Genomic DNA, 15720 nt, shown 5'->3' with positions numbered 1-15720 from the left:
GGCCATGGACGTGCGCTACCTCTCCACCGTCTCCTTCCGCCGCGACCTCGCGATCATCTACAAGACCGCTGCCGCCGTCACAGACCGCACCGGCAGGTAGACCACGGGCCGGGCCTCGCCGGCGATGGAACCCGGGCGGGGCGGATCGGTTGAACGGGCACGAGCAGGCGCGATCGAGAGACGCGCCCAAGCTTTTGCCTTGCCAAGGATGCCACGGAGGCCCCGAAAACATGAGCGACGCTGCCACCGAAAGGGCCCCCGCGAGGGGCGGCAGAAAGCCCTCGAGCGGACCGCGCGCGGTTCCCGCCATGGTCGACCGCCTTCGCGAGCTGGCGCAGGACCGGGACCAGGTCAGTTTCGACCAGCTGGTGCAGACCATGGGGCAGCAGGGCAACGCACCGCTGCTGATGGTCTGTGCGCTGCTGATGATCTCGCCCATCGGGATGATCCCCGGGGTCGGCGGGGCGCTGGGGGTGGTCGTGGCGATCGTTGGGTTTCAGATCCTGATGCGCCAGACCCGCATCGACCTGCCGCACTTCATCGGCAAGCGCTGCATTCCCGCCCGGCACATCCGGAAGACGGCCGACAAGATCCACCCGGCGGCGGATTTCCTGCGGAGGTTCCTGCATGTCAGGCTGACCAGCCTCGCCGAGGGGCGGGCTTCGCTTTCGGTGGTGGCCGTGATCCTGATGCTCGGCGGCGGCTCGCTGCTGGTGCTCGGCGCGATACCGGTGGCCACGCCCCTGATCGGGCTGCCGGTGGCGGTCTATGCCTTCGGGATCATCGCGCGGGATGGCGCCGTGGTGGCGGGCGGCCATGTGCTGGTCGTGCTGGTGACGGCCGGGATCTGGTATTTCCGGGCCCAGACCGGCGGCTAGGTTAGACCGTCCCCCGGGGGTGTCCCGGGCCGGGACATCCCTGCGCTCACGTAAAATCAATGGGTTACAGAGGCACATTAACCATTCATTAGGATTCGGCCCGTTGCGCCAGCACTGGGACTGACCGGCTATGGATGGCGCAAAGCCCCAAGCAACCGCCTCCAAAAGAGGCAATGGACGTCGGGCGGCTTCGCGGCGGCGCGCATACGGGAGTGAGCGCCCCTCCATGATACGGGCGGTGTCGCTCTGCCACTCCCTCTCACCCGAGCCCTGTGCCGTGATCCGAAGATCATCGCGTAATATACTGTCAGTCATGACTCTATATACGAGTTCACTCCAGAACCGGTGACTTCCGAAGCGGCGCCCCCGCGCGGCGGCACCTCGCGTGCCGACAGAAAAACTCAGCGGACTTCGGCAGTTTTCGTCATCTCCCCGAAAAAGCTCACAAGGCGGCATCATTATTCTCAGCAAGCTGTCCGGACCGGCGCGTTGACACCTCGCCTGACCCTTGGGCAGGCTTGGGCGAAGGACGTACGGGCCCAATCCGCACCGCACCGGCCCTTGTCCCGTCCGAGGCGGAGAGAACCGCGCCGGGCAACATGAACAATAAGCCGCAAATGCGGCAATCCAAACAGGAAAGGCGCCTCGGCGCCGCGACCACCGGCATGGCCTCGCCTTGCCGGAACAGGGAGACACTTGCCTATGAAGACCTCCTCGACCGATCTCGACCGCCGCGCCTTTCTCGGGCGCTCCGCGGCCTTTGCCGCCGCGACCGGATCGACCAGCCTGTCGCTGGGGCTTGCCGGCGCGCGCCCCGCCGAGGCCCAGGCCAAGCCGCTCGTGATCGCCGCCCCCGCCACGCCGCAGTCGCTCGACTCCGAGTTCGACGGCTCGCTCGGGACGCTGGACATGATCGGCTGTCTCTACGACAGCCTCGTCGCCTTCGAGACCGTGCCCGATCCCGAGATCGAGGGCGTCATGCGCGAGGATGTCACCGACTACCCCGACCTGCCCGGCGGCGTGAAGATCACCGGCAAGCTGGCCGAAAGCTGGGAGGTGGCCGAGGACAGTTCCTGGGCCGAGTTCAAGCTGCGCGAAGGCGTGCTGTCGAACTGGGGCAACGAGCTGACCGCAGAGGACGTGGTCTACACCTGGGAGCGCAAGTTCGCGCTTGGCGCCATCGGCGGGTTCTTCACCAAGCTCCTGGGCATGAGCGGACCGGAAAACGTAACTGCTGTAGACACTTACACGGTGCGCTTCGAGTTGCCTCAGCCCAATCCCCTGCTGATGAAGCTGCAGCTCAATCTCTACAACAACATCCTCGACGGCACGAAGTGCCGCGAGATGGCAACCGAGGACGACCCCTGGGCGCGCGACTTCATCGCCAATGACAGCGCGGGGTTCGGCCCCTATCGCCTTGCCAACCTCGTGCGCGGGCAGCAGGCGGTTCTGGTGGGCCGCGAGGACTACTGGAACGGGATGCCGGCGATCCAGCAGGTGGTCTATCGGGAGGTGCCGACATCGGCCACGCGGTCATCGCTGGTACGCGGCGGAGCAGTCGACATCGCGCTGGTCCTTCAGCCGCTCGAGATCGAGCAGCTTGCCCAGACGCAGGGCGTCAAGGTCGCCTCGATCGAGGCCTCGCCGATGTTCTGGGTCGAGCTTAACACCGAGTTCGCCCCCTTCGACCAGGTCGCGGTGCGGCAGGCGATGAACTACGCCTTCCCCAAGGAGCAGGTGATCGAGACGATCTACCGCGGCACCGCCGATCCCATGACCGGCCCGATGCCCGCGATCTACCCCGGCTTCAAGCCGACGGCGGACTACCGGCAGGACCTCGAGCGCGCGCGTGCGCTGCTGGCCGAGGCGGGGCTCGCCGACGGCTTCGAGACCTCGCTTGCCTACAACGCCGGCGACCCGATCCAGGAGCCGATGGCGATCCTCTACCAGACCGCCCTGCGCGAGATCGGCGTGGAGCTTTCGCTGCGCAAGATTCCCGCGGGCACCTACTTCAACGAGGTCTCGGGGCGGACCCAGCCGATGATCTTCTTCACCGACACGCCGTGGTGCCCGGACCCGGGCTATTCCATGCAGCTCTATTTCGACAGCGCGACCTTCTCGAACTACAGCAACTACGCCAACGAGCGGGTGGACGAGCTTCTGCGCGCAGCCTCGCTGTCGCCGGACAATGCCGAGCGCTTCAAGATGATGGCCGAGGCACAGGACATCATCGGTGAGGAGGCGCCCTGGGTCTTCATCGGCTACCCGAAGTTCACCGTGACCATGCGCGAGAACGTCGAGGGCCTGACCTACTACACCTCGAACAACCTGCGGTTCCAGGACTTCAGCTACGCGAGTTCCTGATCCGCGGCGGCCGGCCACTGGCGTTCCCCCACCCGCGGTGGCCGGCCTTCTTCCATCACAGTTCGGGAGGAGCCCATGAGTGTCCAGGAAGCGGAAGGCGCGGTCATGCCCGCCGACAGAGGCGATCCCGCCTCGCGCGCCTCGCGGCTGCGGTTCGCGCGCGACGTGGCCCGCGTACGGCCAGATTTCGCGCTTGGTTACGTGATCGTGGGGCTGGTCTGCCTGCTGGCCATCTTCGCGCCCTGGCTCAGCCCCTACAGCCCGGTCAGCGCCGATCCCTCCGCCTACCTCCAGCCGCCGTCGCTGGCCCATCCGCTGGGCACCGACAACACCGGAATGGATATCGCCACGCGGCTGATCTACGCGCCGCGGATCGACCTTGCCATCGCGCTGCTGGGCACGGCGGTGTCGGCCCTGATCGGCATCCCTCTGGGCGCGCTGGTGGGCTACTACGACGGCGTGCGCACGGTGCAGAAGACCTTTGCCGCCACGGTCATGCGCATCATGGACGTGCTGCAGGCCTTCCCGGTCTTCGTCTTCGCGATCTGCCTGGTGGCGGTCTTCGGGCAGTCGATCGGGTCGATCGTGGCAGCCATCGCCTTCGTCAACATTCCCATCTACCTGCGCCTGATGCGGACGCAGGTGCTGACCCTGCGGGGCACGCGCTTCGTCGAGGCGGCCTTCGTGTCGGGCGCCTCGGACCTGACGATCCTGCGGCGCCACATCATCCCCAATGCCATGGCCCCGGCGCTGTCGCAGCTCTCGGTGAACATCGGCTGGTCGATCCTGCTGACCGCGGCGCTGAGCTTCGTGGGTGCTGGCGTCGAGGCGCCGACGCCCGAGTGGGGGTCGATGATCGCCTCGGGGTTCCAGAGCGTGATGACGGGCCAGTGGTGGCCCTCGGTCTTTCCGGGCGTGGCGCTGGGGCTGACGGTCTTCGGCTTTGCCCTGATCGGGTCGAGCGTCGAGGTACTGAGCGATCCGGTGGCGCGGCGCAGGCTGTCGCAGGCAGCGCAACGGCGGGCGGTTCGCCGCAAGGAGGCGTGACATGCAGATCCTGCGCTACATCCTGAAACGGCTGCTGTTCGTGATCCCGCAGATGCTGGGAATCCTGTTCATCAGCTTCTTCCTGATCAAGCTCATCCCGGGCGATCCGGCGGTGCTGATGCTGGGGCCCAACGCGACCGCCGACGCGGTGGCGAAACTGCGGGCCGAGATGGGGCTCGACCTGCCGGTGTTCCAGCAGTTCATGATCTACCTCGGCAACGTGCTGCAGGGGGACCTGGGCATGTCCTGGCAGAGCGCGCGACCGGTGCTGAGCGACCTGATGACGCGCTTTCCCGCCACGCTGGAGCTTGTGACGCTGTCGCTGCTGCTGGCGGTGGTGATCGGGCTGGGGCTGGGCATCGCGTCGGCCATGCGGCCCAGGGGGGCGGTGCGGAAGGCGGCAAACTACTACGGGCTGCTGTCGGGCGCGATCCCGGATTTCTGGCTGGCGCTGGTGTTCATCTTCGTCTTCTACACGCTGCTGGGCTGGGCCCCGGCGCCGCTGGGGCGGTATTCGATCATGCTGATCCCGCCGCAGACCATCACCGGGTCGGTCCTGGTGGACAGCCTGATTACCGGGCGCTTCGACGTGTTCATGTCGGCGCTGAGCCACCTGGCGCTGCCGGTGCTGACGCTGGGGCTGGTGAACGCGGGGCCGATCCTGAAGGCGACGCAGTCGTCGATGGACCGGGCACTGGGATCGGACTTCATCGCCTACGCGCGCATGAACGGGCTGCCGCGGCGGATGATCCGGCGGCAGGCGCTGCGGGCGGCGCTGCCCAACATCATCACCATCATCAGCGTGCTCTACAGCTTCACCATCGGCGCGGCGGTGCTGGTCGAGATCGTCTTCGGCTGGGGCGGCGCGGGGCAGTACGCCGTGGCGGGCGTGCTGAACTCGGACCTGAACCCGGTGCTGGGCTTCGTGATCTTCTCGGCCGTGCTGTCGCTGATCGTCTACCTCATCGTCGATCTTCTCTACTTCGCGCTCGATCCGCGCACGCGGGGCTAGGAGGACCATGACCTACCAGGACAAGACAGACACCACCGAGGCGCAGGCCGTGGCCGCGCCGGTGCTGGAACTCGAGGGCATCACCGTCGCCTATCCCCGCTACGGGGAAAGCGATCACGTGGCGCTGGACGCGGTGGACCTGAAGATCCGCCGCGGCGAGATCGTGGGCCTCGTGGGTGAAACCGGCGCAGGCAAGACGCTTCTGACCCGCACCGTGATGGGCGCCATCCCGGGCGGGGGAGAACACACCTCCGGGGCCATGCGCTACAACGGCACGCCCTTCACCGACCTCCCCGACGATAAGAGCCCGGTGCGCCCGGCAAAGGACATCGCGCTCATCGTGTCGAACCCGCGGCGCGAGCTGAATCCGGTTCTGACCGTGGGCCAGCAGATCGTGAACGTCATCCGGCATCACCTGGGCCTGTCCGAGAAGGAGGCACGCGCCCGCGCGGTCGACATGCTCCGGGCCGTGGCCATCCCCGACCCAGAAAGCCGCATGGACGCCTGGCCGCACGAGCTTTCGGGGGGGATGGCGCAGCGCGTCGTCATCGCCATCGCGCTGTCGTGCGACCCGGGCCTCGTGATCTCGGACGATGCCACGTCGGCGCTCGACGTGACCGTGCAGCTGCAGGTCCTGAACCTCATGAAGGAGATGGTCGCGGGCTCCGAGACCGCCGCGCTGATCATCACGCGCGACATCGCCATCACGGCGCATTACTGCGACCGGGTGGTGATCCTCTACAAGGGCGAGGTCGTGGAAGAGGCACCGCGCGACGCCTTCTTCGACCGCCCCCATCATCCCTATTCCATCAACCTGCTGGCGGCCTTCGCCCATTCGCCCGCGCTGCGCGAAGCCTGGTGGGACGTACCACCGCTGGCAGACGGCACCCGGCCCGCATGCCGCTTCGCCGACCGCTGCGCCCGGCGCCAGCCGCGCTGCGTCTCGGAGGCGCCTGCCCTGCGCGACTGCGGCGCGGGGCGCCGCGTGCGCTGTCACTACCCCGTGGAGGCCGGAACATGACCCTTCTGAGCGTGCAGGACCTCGTGAAGCATTTCCCCGTTTCGGGGTCATCCAAGCTGGTGAAGGCACTCAACGGCGTCACCTTCGAGATCGAGCGCGGCGAGACCTTCTCGCTCGTGGGTGAAAGCGGTTCGGGCAAGACCACCGTGGGCCGCGCCGTGGTGGGGCTGATCGAGGCCACCTCGGGCGCCATCGTCTTTGACGGCAAGCCCATGAGCTGGAAGCGCAACATCCGCAGCCCCGAGCTGCGCGGCCGTATCCAGTTCGTCTTCCAGGAGCCGGGCGAGAGCTTCAACCCGCGCGAACCCGTGGCCGCCGCCATGATCGAGCCGCTGAAGTACCTCGGGATGAACCGCAGCGACCGCGACAGGCGGCTTGCCGAGGTGCTGGAGCTGATCCGCATGCCCATGGCGACCGCGATGAAGCTGCCCGACGACCTGTCGCCGGGGATGCTTCAACGCGCCGCCGTGGGCCGCGCGATCATCACGCGCCCCGATCTCGTGGTGCTGGACGAGCCCACCTCGGCGCTCGATCCCACGGCGCGGGCCGAGATCGTCGACCTGCTGATCTCGGTCCAGAAGAAGATGGAGACGGCCTACCTGTTCATCTCGCACGATCTGTCCACCGTGCGCTTCCTGACCGACCGGATCTGCGTGATGTACCTCGGATCGGTCATGGAGACGGGGCCGGCCGAGAAGGTCTTTCTCGATCCGCGGCACCCCTATTCCGTCGGCCTCATGGCCTCGGTGCTGCTGCCGCATCCCTCGTTGAAGACACCCGAACGCATGAAGCTCGAGGGCGAGATCCCCTCGCCGCTGGACCTGCCGCCGGGATGCCCGCTCGCCTCGCGCTGCCCGCTGGTCGAGCCGGCCTGCCGCGAGAGGATGCCCCTGCCGGAATACCCGCAGCCGAAACACCTCGTGCACTGCATCAACCATCACAAGCTGGAGCGCGCCGACGTGGTCAGTGACCGGTTCGAGACCTTCCATACCCTCTCGGACCGCATCCTGCGGCAGGGCCTGCCGGAGCGCGTGGCATGAGCGCGCTCGCTGGCATGACCGCGCTGGTGACCGGCGGCGCCTCGGGCATCGGGCTGGAGATCGCGACGCTCTTCGCCAGCGAAGGGGCGAAGGTGGGCGTGATCGACATGGCGCCCTGCGCCGATTTCCCAGCCGTGCAGGCCGACGTGACCGACCCCGGGGCCGTGACCGCCGCCGTGGCGAAGCTGGCGGGCCTGACCGGTCCCGCGACGATCCTGGTCAACGCGGCGGGCATCGACGTGATCGCCCCGCTGGAGGAGGTGGACCTCGCGCTCTGGAACAGGATGCTGGCGGTGCACCTGACGGGGACCTTCCTCGTGACGCAGGCGGTGCTGCCGGCCATGCGTGCCGCCGGCAGCGGGCGGATCATCAACCTCTCCTCGCAGCTGGGCCACCGCGGCGCGGCGGGCATGGTGCCCTACTGCACCGCCAAGGCGGGCATCCTCGGCTTCACCAAGTCACTTGCCCGCGAGGTGGCAGAAGACGGCATCACGGTGAACTGCCTCGCCCCCGGGCCCATCGACACGCCGCTGGTGGCTTCGCTGCCGGCCGAGGTCGTGGGCGCCATCGTCGAGGAACTGCCCATGAAACGGCTCGGCACCGTGGCCGAGGTGGCCCATGCCGCGCTTCTGCTGGCGCGCGCCGAGGGCGGCTTCTTCACCGGCACGAGCCTCAACATGAACGGCGGCCACGTCATGATGTGACGCCCCCCTTCCCACTCAGCAAGGTAAGACAGGAATGATACTCGAAGGACGCAAACTCCTGGTGACGGGCGCGCAGCAGGGCATCGGCGCGGCGGTCGCGCTAAGGGCGGCAGAAGCGGGCGCGGACGTGGCGCTGAACTACCTCGACGACGAGGCCGCGACCCGGGCCATCGCCGAGACCATCACCGGCATGGGCCGCAAGGCGGTGCTGGTCCGGGGCGACGTCACCGACATCGGCGCCTTGCCCGACATGGTCGCGCAGGCGGCCGAGGGGCTCGGCGGGCTGGACCTCTTGTGCAACAACGCGGGCATCTACCCGCGCCAGCCGATCCTCGAGCTCGAGGAAAGCATCTGGGACGCAACGCTGACGGTGAACCTCAAGGCCAACGCGTTCCTGTCCAAGGCCTTCGCGCTGCACTGCAAGGCGGCGGGCTGTGCCGGTGCCATCGTGTCGATGTCCTCGCTCGCGGTGCAGGGCTGGCAGGACTCGGCGCATTACTGCGCCTCGAAGAGCGGGATCATCGGGCTGACCCGGACCCTCGCGATCGAGCTTGCACCGCTGAACATCCGCGCCAACGCGATCGCGCCGGGGCTGATTGACACCGCCCAGCCGCGCGGCGGCTACACCGAGGAGCAGCTCAAGGAGCTGGTCGCCGGCACGCTGGCCGGGCGCTGGGGCACTGCGGACGAGGTGGCCGAGACCACCGTCTACCTTCTCAGCGATACCGCGAGCTTCGTGAACGGCCAGCTGATCCACGTGAACGGCGGCGCCTTCTTCAGCTGACCCCAAGACCCAGAGGAGATCCCCAATGGACATCGGCGTCTTTCTTCCAAACGGCCGCAACGGCTACATGATCTCGACCGCGGCCAAGCAGTTCGATCCGACCTACCGGCAGCATCTCGAGATCATCAACAAGATCGACCGGCACAGCATGGAATTCGGGCTGGCGATGGTGAAGTTCCGCGGCTTCGGCGGGCAGACCGGCTACTGGGATTCCGCGCTAGAGGCCTTCACGCTCTGCGCGGGTCTGGCTGCGGCCACCGAAAACGTGAAGCTCTTTGCCTCGGCGGCGATCCTGTCGCTGCCGCCCGCGATTACCGCGCGCATGATCTCGACCATGGACAGCATCGCGCCGGGGCGCGTGGGGGTGAACATCGTGACCGGCTGGCAGCCGGCGGAATACACGCAGCAGGGGCTGTGGCCCGGCGACGAGTACTTCGGCTACCGCTACGACTACGCCTCGGAGTACTGTACCGTGCTGCGCGACCTGTGGGAGAGCGGGGTCAGCAACTTCAGGGGCGATCATTTCACCATGGAGGACTGCCGCCTGTCGCCGCGCCCCTCGGGCAAGATCGACATCGTGGCCGCCGGGCAGAGCCCGCGGGGCATGAAGTTCGCCGCCGAACATGCCGACTACGGCTTTGCCTTCTGCACCGGGATCAACACGCCCACGGCCTTTGCCGGCACCAACGAGCGCATGCTCGCGGCGGCGGCAGAAAGCGGTCGGGACGTGGGGGCCTACGTACTTGTCATGATCATCGCGGAGGAGACCGACGCGCTGGCCGAGGCCAAGTGGCGCAAGTACTCCGACGCGGTGGACGTGGATGCGCTAAGCTGGATGGCCGAGCAGTCGGGCCGCGATGCCAAGGCCGATACCACGGGCACGGCCAAGCGCATCAACCTGCCCGAGGGCGCGGCCAACCAGAACATGGGCACGCTGGTTGGCAGCTACGAGAGCGTGGCGCGCATGCTCGACGAGATGGCGGAAGTGCCCGGGACCAGGGGCATCATGCTGGCCTTCGACGACTACGACACCGGCATCGACGTCTTCGGCGAGAAGATCCAGCCGCTGATGCGCTCGCGAGACGCAAAGCTCAGCGCCGCCTGAACTCGCCCTCCTCCCTGACCTCGCCCCGCCGTTCGGCGGCGGGGCGTCTCTTATGGCCGTCTCAGTCTAGACCCAACGAGATCAGGCACTTGCCGACCCGTTTGACGAAGTTCCAGGCGACCTTCATTCCGTTCGACCGCAGGCACGCGGCGGCTGACCTTGCGCGGTCCCTAAAGGAATCGTTCGGATCGGACGCCTGCCAGCAGCGGATGGTCTGGCCCGCGACCGAGGTCGCAGCGCCCTTGATCAGGCATCCTGCCACGGGATCGAGCGCGACCAGCGCATCGGCCAGACGCGTGGCCCCGTCGAGGATTGGCCCGAGAGGTTCATCCACCACCGACGGGTCTGAGCCTTCGCCCGGGATCCGCGTATCGAGGCTGACGGCACCGAACACCTCGTTGTCGTGTACCAGCCGCAGGGTCTCGTTGCCGTCGTCGGTCTCGACGTGGAAATCGACGGAACGCTCCTCCCCGCCGGTCGCCTCGCTGCGCCATCTCACGTTGACAACGGTGGAAACGCGTCCCTCCGCGACAGCGTCCGAGACGATCTCCGCATGTACCGCGTAATGGGAATCCCCCGCAGGAGCGTCGATTGAATGACTGAACATCAATATTCCTCCAAAAAATGATCTGTCGCGCGCGGAAATTGCGCACGGAGCCCGCACCACAGCGACCGCCTCGTCTCAATAAACCGAGGCCTTCAAACTGCTACCGAACCAGATTGTACCGAAGTGCGATGCCCGCAGCTTAGCCCGCCCCGGCATCCCGCGCAAAACCTATCCCGCGTGACGACAGGCGGGCCCGGACACGCGCGGCGCTCAACCCCGCTCGCGCAGGACCCAGCGGGCGGCGGCCCTGGCGACCGGCGGGCCGACCAGCACCACCACGAAAAGCCGCATGATCTGCAGCGACATGACGACCGACACATCCGCGCCCTCGCTGTAGGCGATCGCGGCGACCGCATCGATCGAGCCGGGCACGGTCGACAGCAAAGCCGTCAGCATGTCGATGCCCGTGACCAGCGCCATGAACATACCCAGCGCCGCCCCCACGCAGTAGAGCCCGATGGCCACCACGATCACCACCGGCACCGCGCGCCGGGCCTGCAGCAGAAGATCGCGGTCGAAGCCCAGTCCGACGTTGCCGCCGATGACGAGGTAGGCCAGCACGATGACGATGTGCGGCAGCGCCACGGTGATCCCGTAAAGCTCCATGGCCGAGGCCAGCACCAGCGGCACGAGTAGCGCGCCCGCCGGGATCACCTTGAGAAAGCGGTCGGCAAGCGGGCCGACGAGGATGACCAGTGGCAGCAACCAGAGGTAACCGCCTTCGGTGGGCGATCCCCCGGGGCCGGCTCCCCCGGCCCCAATCACCGCGACCAGCAGCGCGGTCATCAGGATGACGGTGACGAGGCGGATCACCTGGATCACCGCGACGATGCCCGCGGGCAGCCCGCGGTCGGCGCTCATGGCGATGACCGCGCTGGCCATCCCCGGCAGGAAGCCCCAGATCGCCGCTTCCCGGTCGATCCGGGCAAGGTAGCCCGTCAGCACCCCCGCAAGCACCGCGCAGACCATGACAGCCGTCAGGAGGACCAGTGCCACCGGCCAGATCCGCAGAAGCGTGTCGAAGGTGTCGGGCCGCAGCGAGGTCGCCACCAGCGTGGCCGTCACCGCCTGTGCGCTGCTGCGCGTCCAGCGCGGGTAGCGGATCTTGGCGCCCCAGAGGCTCATGGAAGCCCCCACCAGCAGCGGCCCCACCAGCGCCGCCGCCGGCACGTGCACGGCTTCGAGAAGGAAACTGACCGCGACGGAGGCGGCCAGCATGATCAGCCACTGCACGAGGCGTCGCTCGGAAACGGGTAAACCGGGCACGAGGGCTCCATCAAAGGGGACGTCCGCGGGATCCGGGGCCCCGGCGGGACATCGTCGCCCCGACCTGCGGCAATCGCGCGGGCTTGTCCAGCCTGCCGCCTGCGCCGCACCGCGCGGCAGAAAGGGCGGATGCGGCACAGACCGCACCCGCCCGTTTCGCGGATCGCGAAAAGACGCCTATTCCGCCGCCAGGGCGACGTGATCGCGGGTCTTCATCAGCGGCTGGATCTTGGTACCGAAATCGTCGAGCCCCTTCCCGAAGTCGTCGAAGGTCAGCATGATGCCCTTCACGCCCGGCACGGCGGCGGCCTCGTCCAGCATCTTCGCGCAGCTCTCGTATGAGCCGACGATGGTGCCCATGTTGAAGTTCACCGCCCCCTCGGGAAGGTTGATGTGCTTGGCGGTCGAGCCTTCCGCTGCCTGTGCGTCCTGTGCCCCCTGCACGCCCATGTAGGCCAGCGCATCCACATCGGCGCCGTCGCGGTACTTTTCCCACTTGGCCATGGCGGCTTCGTCGGTTTCGTCCGAGATGCACATCATCAGGATGTAGGCGCCCACGTCCCGACCGGTCTTTTCCGCCGCCGCCATGAGCCGCTCGCAAGTGGGCGCGAAGGCTGCGGGGGTGTTCACGCCGATGCCGTTGACGAAGGAATAGTCGGAATATTGCGAGGAGAAGGCCATGCCCGTGTCCGACTGGCCCGCCGCCACGATCTCGATCCGGCCCTGCGGCTGCGGCGACAGCTTGCAGTCTTCCATGTGAAAGTGCTCGCCGTCGAAGTCGGACTTCCCGGTCTCCCACAGTTCTTTCATCACACGGACGTACTCGGTGGCGTAGTCGTAGCGGTAGCCGAAGTATTCGTTGCCCGGCCAGATGCCCATCTGGGTGTATTCCGCAGGCGCCCAGCCGGTCACGATGTTCACGCCGATGCGGCCCGGCGCGACGCTGTCGATGGTCGAGATCATGCGCGCCGTCAGCGCCGGCGGCAGCGTCAGGATCGCGCTCGAGGCGAACAGCCGGATCCGCTCGGTGCGGGCCGCCAGGGCGGACATCAGCGTGAAGCTTTCGAGCCCGTGGTCCCAGAACTCGGACTCGCCGCCGAAGCCGCGCAGCTTGATCATGGAGAGCGCGAAGTCGAGGCCGTAGCTCTCGGCCCGTTGCACGATATCGAGGTTCAGCTCGAAGCTCGGCATGTACTGCGGCGAGGTCTTGGAGATGAGCCAGCCATTGTTGTTGATCGGGATGAAAACACCGATGTCCATCGTTCTCTCCTGCGGACTTTTCCTTTTCCGGCACAACCTGACAGGCCGGACGGAAAAGCCCTAGATCATTTATCTCTTGGCTCCGGTTGAAAAAATCTCATGCAGGAAGGGCAAGTCTGGCGATCCGATTGTCCGTACTTATTCTGCTCCAAACTTGTGCGCGCCCCCGGCCCGCGCTGAAAACGGACGCGCGCGGCGCAAATACGCCGATACGCGGCGCCCCGCCGTGCGGGTGAGGCTTGCCGCAACGTCCGGCCTCGCGATTCTGGCAAGCGGGAGGAAACCCGCGGCGCCAGATGAAGGAGGCGAGACCATGCGCAAGAGAGTTCCCCTGAACGCGATCCGGGCCTTCGAGGCCGTCGCCCGGAACCAGTCCGTTGCCAAGGCGGCCGACGAGCTTTGCGTGACGCCCACGGCGGTGAGCCACCAGATCCGGCTGCTGGAGGATTTCCTGCAGGCCGACCTCTTCACGCGGAAGAACAGCCGCATCTACCTCACCCCGGAATCCACCGCGATCCTGGCGCGCATCAGTTCGGCGCTGGATCTGATCGACGAGAGCGTCTCGACCCTGCAGACCATCGCGGACGAGAAGGACCGCCAGCTTGCCGTGGGCGTGTCGAGCTCGGTCGCGTCGCATTTCCTGATGCCGCGGATCGGGCATTTCCTGTCCGGATCGCCCGAGATCGACCTCAGCCTGCACACTTATCTCACCGTGCGCGAGGCCGAGGCGCAGCAGATCGACCTGACCATCTGCAACTGGGACAGCAGCCGCGAATGGCGCCGCGAGGCGCTGGTCGAGGAGGAAATCATGCCGGTCTGCACCCCCGCCATGGCGCAGGCTTGGGAGGGCGACCACGCCCGCCTTCTGGCCGAGGCGCCGCTCATCCACACAGACCGGGTTGGCTTTGACGGCAACATGCCCGACTGGGGGCGCTACCTCGGCGAATACGGCATCCCGCGAAAGGACCAGATCCACGGCCCCCGCTTCAACCAGGCGGGCTCCGCCATCGAGGCGGCGCGCTCGGGCGTGGGCGTGATGCTGGGGCGGTCGCTGCTGATCCAGCACGCGCTGGAGCGCGGCGAGCTTGTCGCGGTCGGCGAAAGCTATCCCGAGCGCAGCGTCTACTACATGCTGTCGCCCTGGAAATCCGAGCGTGCGACATTGTTGCAGCAGTTCAAGGACTGGCTGCTGAAGTCGGTCGAGGGCAACGGCTGCGTGCGCGCGGTCTGAGGCCAACACGCTGAAGAAAATTCAACGCCGCGGATGAGATATTGCGGCGTGGCATCCCCCCGGGCGCGTGCTTCACTCCTGCCGTGTTCAGGAGTGGCAGATGTCGCAGAGAGCTTTCGCCGGGGCCGCGCAAATCTCCCGGGCCGTCCGGGAGGGAGAGGCCACCGCATGCGGGATCGCACGCCGGGCGCTCCGCCGGATCGAGGCTTATGACCCGCTGGTCGGGGCCTTTGCCGAGGTTGATCCGGCGGAGGTCCTCGCCCGGGCCGAGGCGGTCGACGCGGGCGGCGGATGCGGCAGGCTGGCCGGCGCGACGCTCGCCGTGAGCGAGGCGCTTGCCACGCGCGAAGCCCCTGCGCCGGGCGCCGGGCGCCCTACACCGGGCACCACCTGCGTCGACCTGCTGCGCGGCCATGGCGCGGTCCTGCTGGGCCGGACCCGTGTCAGCGGCCCGGCCGGGGATGGCCCGACGCGCAACCCGCACGCACTCGACCGTCTGTCCGGCGGGATCTCCTCCGGGGCAGCGGCGGCCGTGGCCGCAGGGTTCTGCGCGCTGGCGCTCGGCCTCCAGAACGCAGGCTGCACCATCGTGCCCGCCTCTTTCTGCGGGGTCTGGGGATGGAAGCCCACCTGGAACGCGGTCGCGACCGAGGGACTGGGAGGCGGGTCGCCGAGCTGCGACACTCTGGGCATCTTCTCGGGCCGGTCAGCGGACCTCGGGCTGCTGGCCGATCTCTTCGAGATGGACCCCCTGCTCGGCCCCGCGCCCGATCGGCTCGGGGGGCTGCGCATCGGCCTTTGCCGAGGGCCGCTGCCGGACAGGGTGCGACCGCCCATGCGCGAGGCCTTCGACGATGCGGCGCGGCGGCTGCGGCTCGAGGGGGCCGAGGTGATCGAGCTCCGCCTGCCAGGGCTCTTCGAGGGGCTGGAGACGGCCCATGCGCGCATCCTCGCTCGCGAGAGCCGCGCGGCGCGTCTGAATCGGAAGATGGCGGAGCACGTCGCCAGCGAGGATGATCGGGGCGCACGGGCCGGGGGCCTCGGCCCCTCCGAGATGCGCGCGGCCTACGCGCTTGCCGACCGGTGCAGAAGCGAATTCGAGGAACTGGCGACCGGGTTCGACGCGGTCATGACTCCCTCCGCCTGCGACGAGGCGCCGTCCGGGCCCGAGGATCCCGGCGACGCCGCCATGAACGCGATCTGGACGCTGCTGCACGTGCCCGTGGTTTCGGTCCCCGGCATGACCGGACCGCACGGCTTGCCGCTGGGCATGTCCATCATCACGCCACGCTACACCGACCGCATGACCATCGCGGTCGCAAGCCTCGTGGGAGAGGTGCTGGGCCTGGAAGCGGCGATGGCCTGAGAGTCGCTGTCGCGGGACACTCTTAATTTCCCGTA

Annotated in this window: 14 protein-coding genes; 11 read left to right on the top strand and 3 right to left on the bottom strand. The window is 67.6% G+C overall.

The window, feature by feature from the left end; translation table 11 throughout:
• Positions 1 to 308 precede the first annotated feature (308 nt).
• The 9 genes from C8N44_RS11960 (at position 309) to rutA (C8N44_RS11920) (ending at position 9955) form a co-directional block, all read left to right on the top strand.
• Complete coding sequence (locus tag C8N44_RS11960) at positions 309 to 878, top strand: exopolysaccharide biosynthesis protein (protein ID WP_244641036.1); 570 nt, start codon at positions 309 to 311, stop codon at positions 876 to 878.
• Between the two features lie 702 nt (positions 879 to 1580).
• Entirely contained in the window at positions 1581 to 3242 is a 1662-nt protein-coding gene (locus C8N44_RS11955) for an ABC transporter substrate-binding protein (RefSeq protein WP_107976791.1), read from the top strand.
• Between the two features lie 75 nt (positions 3243 to 3317).
• Entirely contained in the window at positions 3318 to 4289 is a 972-nt protein-coding gene (locus C8N44_RS11950; RefSeq protein ID WP_210204163.1) for an ABC transporter permease, read from the top strand.
• Position 4290: 1 nt separating this feature from the next.
• Entirely contained in the window at positions 4291 to 5301 is a 1011-nt protein-coding gene (locus C8N44_RS11945) for an ABC transporter permease (protein WP_107976789.1), read from the top strand.
• Positions 5302 to 5308: 7 nt separating this feature from the next.
• Positions 5309 to 6322 carry an ABC transporter ATP-binding protein gene (locus C8N44_RS11940; RefSeq protein ID WP_107976787.1) on the top strand — a complete coding sequence of 338 codons (1014 nt, stop codon included), beginning with the start codon at positions 5309 to 5311 and terminating at the stop codon, positions 6320 to 6322.
• A complete protein-coding gene (locus C8N44_RS11935; protein WP_158274046.1) occupies positions 6319 to 7362 on the top strand; it encodes an ABC transporter ATP-binding protein in 1044 nt (347 codons plus the stop codon). Before C8N44_RS11940 ends, C8N44_RS11935 begins: the two co-directional genes overlap by 4 nt.
• Positions 7359 to 8066 carry an SDR family NAD(P)-dependent oxidoreductase gene (locus C8N44_RS11930; protein WP_107976783.1) on the top strand — a complete coding sequence of 236 codons (708 nt, stop codon included), beginning with the start codon at positions 7359 to 7361 and terminating at the stop codon, positions 8064 to 8066. The genes C8N44_RS11935 and C8N44_RS11930 overlap by 4 nt, the downstream gene beginning before the upstream one ends.
• Positions 8067 to 8100: 34 nt before the next feature.
• On the top strand, positions 8101 to 8850 hold the full coding sequence (locus C8N44_RS11925; protein WP_107976781.1) for an SDR family NAD(P)-dependent oxidoreductase: 750 nt from the start codon (positions 8101 to 8103) through the stop codon (positions 8848 to 8850).
• A 25-nt stretch (positions 8851 to 8875) separates the two neighbouring features.
• The gene (rutA, locus tag C8N44_RS11920; RefSeq protein WP_107976779.1) at positions 8876 to 9955 is read left to right on the top strand and encodes a pyrimidine utilization protein A; all 1080 of its coding nucleotides are present in this window, start codon (positions 8876 to 8878) and stop codon (positions 9953 to 9955) included.
• Between the two features lie 61 nt (positions 9956 to 10016).
• On the opposite strand, the gene C8N44_RS11915 is transcribed toward rutA (C8N44_RS11920), so the two are convergent.
• From C8N44_RS11915 to rutA (C8N44_RS11905), 3 genes are all read right to left on the bottom strand, one after another.
• Positions 10017 to 10562: a hypothetical protein gene (locus C8N44_RS11915; RefSeq protein WP_107976777.1), complete on the bottom strand. Its 546-nt coding sequence runs from the start codon at positions 10560 to 10562 to the stop codon at positions 10017 to 10019.
• 210 nt (positions 10563 to 10772) lie between these two features.
• Complete coding sequence (locus tag C8N44_RS11910) at positions 10773 to 11828, bottom strand: AbrB family transcriptional regulator (RefSeq protein WP_146178839.1); 1056 nt, start codon at positions 11826 to 11828, stop codon at positions 10773 to 10775.
• Between the two features lie 177 nt (positions 11829 to 12005).
• A complete protein-coding gene (gene rutA, locus C8N44_RS11905; protein WP_107976773.1) occupies positions 12006 to 13088 on the bottom strand; it encodes a pyrimidine utilization protein A in 1083 nt (360 codons plus the stop codon).
• A gap of 313 nt (positions 13089 to 13401) precedes the next feature.
• Between rutA (C8N44_RS11905) and C8N44_RS11900 the strand changes: the two genes are divergently transcribed.
• On the top strand, positions 13402 to 14319 hold the full coding sequence (locus tag C8N44_RS11900) for a LysR substrate-binding domain-containing protein (protein ID WP_107976771.1): 918 nt from the start codon (positions 13402 to 13404) through the stop codon (positions 14317 to 14319).
• A 100-nt stretch (positions 14320 to 14419) separates the two neighbouring features.
• Positions 14420 to 15685 carry an amidase family protein gene (locus C8N44_RS11895; protein ID WP_107976769.1) on the top strand — a complete coding sequence of 422 codons (1266 nt, stop codon included), beginning with the start codon at positions 14420 to 14422 and terminating at the stop codon, positions 15683 to 15685.
• The last annotated feature ends 35 nt before the right edge of the window (positions 15686 to 15720 follow it).

It is taken from the genome of Allosediminivita pacifica (genome assembly GCF_003054175.1).
GTDB lineage: Bacteria > Pseudomonadota > Alphaproteobacteria > Rhodobacterales > Rhodobacteraceae > Allosediminivita > Allosediminivita pacifica.
The sequence above is the reverse complement of the archived record's forward strand: the minus strand, read 5'-3'. Positions and strand labels throughout refer to the sequence as shown.

Excerpts from the sequence above, each read along its gene's own strand:
- C8N44_RS11960 (WP_244641036.1), top strand. The coding sequence starts at position 309 with ATGGTCGACCGCCTTCGCGAGCTGGCGCAGGACCGGGACCAGGTCAGT.
- C8N44_RS11955 (WP_107976791.1), top strand. The coding sequence starts at position 1,581 with ATGAAGACCTCCTCGACCGATCTCGACCGCCGCGCCTTTCTCGGGCGC.
- C8N44_RS11950 (WP_210204163.1), top strand. The coding sequence starts at position 3,318 with ATGAGTGTCCAGGAAGCGGAAGGCGCGGTCATGCCCGCCGACAGAGGC.
- C8N44_RS11945 (WP_107976789.1), top strand. The coding sequence starts at position 4,291 with ATGCAGATCCTGCGCTACATCCTGAAACGGCTGCTGTTCGTGATCCCG.
- C8N44_RS11940 (WP_107976787.1), top strand. The coding sequence starts at position 5,309 with ATGACCTACCAGGACAAGACAGACACCACCGAGGCGCAGGCCGTGGCC.
- C8N44_RS11935 (WP_158274046.1), top strand. The coding sequence starts at position 6,319 with ATGACCCTTCTGAGCGTGCAGGACCTCGTGAAGCATTTCCCCGTTTCG.
- C8N44_RS11930 (WP_107976783.1), top strand. The coding sequence starts at position 7,359 with ATGAGCGCGCTCGCTGGCATGACCGCGCTGGTGACCGGCGGCGCCTCG.
- C8N44_RS11925 (WP_107976781.1), top strand. The coding sequence starts at position 8,101 with ATGATACTCGAAGGACGCAAACTCCTGGTGACGGGCGCGCAGCAGGGC.
- rutA (WP_107976779.1), top strand. The coding sequence starts at position 8,876 with ATGGACATCGGCGTCTTTCTTCCAAACGGCCGCAACGGCTACATGATC.
- C8N44_RS11915 (WP_107976777.1), bottom strand. The coding sequence starts at position 10,562 with ATGTTCAGTCATTCAATCGACGCTCCTGCGGGGGATTCCCATTACGCG.
- rutA (WP_107976773.1), bottom strand. The coding sequence starts at position 13,088 with ATGGACATCGGTGTTTTCATCCCGATCAACAACAATGGCTGGCTCATC.
- C8N44_RS11900 (WP_107976771.1), top strand. The coding sequence starts at position 13,402 with ATGCGCAAGAGAGTTCCCCTGAACGCGATCCGGGCCTTCGAGGCCGTC.
- C8N44_RS11895 (WP_107976769.1), top strand. The coding sequence starts at position 14,420 with ATGTCGCAGAGAGCTTTCGCCGGGGCCGCGCAAATCTCCCGGGCCGTC.